Raw genomic sequence first — 1,218 nt, 5'->3', positions numbered from 1 at the left:
TGGTATGTCAACAGTATTCTAGACAGTTTATATAGAGTTCTTTCTTATACTCCTTCGGTGTCATATAACCTAGCGCACCATGTGGTCTAATATTGTTATACCAATTTACATAATCAAATAGTTCAATTTTCAACTGTTGTAGAGATTTAAAATTATATTGTCTGATGAATTCAGTTTTCATCGCTTTAAATGTCGTTTCAGCAACAGCATTGTCATAAGGACAGCCTTTCATACTCAGTGATCTTTGTATGCCAAATGTATCAAGCACGTCATCAATCAGATAATTATCAAACTCTTTTCCACGGTCTGTATGGAACATTTGAACTTGTCTTAAATCATGCTTAATGGCACTCAGCGCTGCTGACACGAGATGGCTATCTTTTTTCGGACCTGTACTATGTCCGACAATCTCACGATTAAATAGATCAATAAATACACATATGTAATGCCACTTTCCAGATACTTTTACATAGGTCAAATCACTGACGAGCACCTCCATTGGTGCCTTTCTAATGAAATTTCTACCGAGATTATTCATGATATTCCGCTCATTTGATGGTGATGGATAAGTTCTATATTTCAATGAAGTATAAGACGATACCAATCTTTCTGATTTCATAATACGACCGATACGTCTTCGAGAGACTTTGAGTCCAAGTTTGTTTAACTCATATTTAATTCTACGGGTTCCAAAACACTGACGATTCATATTAAATATTTCAACTACTTTATGACTGATGATATCGTCTGAATCATCAACAGTCTGTTTGCTCAGCTCATAATAATAGGTGCTTCTTGGGATTTTTAGGACTTTACACATTGCTGATACTGAATATTTCTTGGCATTCTCACGAATGACATCTATTTTCGTCCCATGATCAGCGCTGCTTGCTTTAAAATGTCATTTTCCATCTTAAGTTGCTGGTTTTCTTTCCGAAGCATTCTCATTTCTCTTTCCTCATCTGATAAGTTATCTAAATGATTGAAAGAGCCTGTCGCCTGATGATTTTTGACCCACTTATCCAATGATGAAGGGGTTAGATCATATTCCCGTACAATTTCGGACTTTGGTTTACCATTTTCAAATAATCGCACGATCTGTAGTTTAAACTCTGGGGTAAAGGTTCTTCTTGTTCTTGTCATAAAAAAATCGCCTACTTTTTTGATTTAACAATAGCCTCCCTCATAGGAGTTGTCCAATCAAGTGTAGACGATCCA

Annotated in this window: 1 protein-coding gene; it reads right to left on the bottom strand. The window is 35.9% G+C overall.

From position 1 onward, the window contains the following. Positions 1-7 precede the first annotated feature (7 nt). Positions 8-1,143, bottom strand: a protein-coding gene (locus tag ABD734_RS07745; RefSeq protein WP_344703116.1) for an IS3 family transposase whose coding sequence is annotated in 2 segments (ribosomal slippage) — positions 8-897 and positions 897-1,143 — 1,137 coding nt in all. Because the reading frame shifts where the segments join, the coding sequence is not laid out codon by codon here. Positions 1,144-1,218: the final 75 nt, after the last annotated feature.

This window comes from Salinicoccus jeotgali, assembly GCF_039538805.1.
GTDB lineage: Bacteria > Bacillota > Bacilli > Staphylococcales > Salinicoccaceae > Salinicoccus > Salinicoccus jeotgali.
The sequence above is the reverse complement of the archived record's forward strand: the minus strand, read 5'-3'. Positions and strand labels throughout refer to the sequence as shown.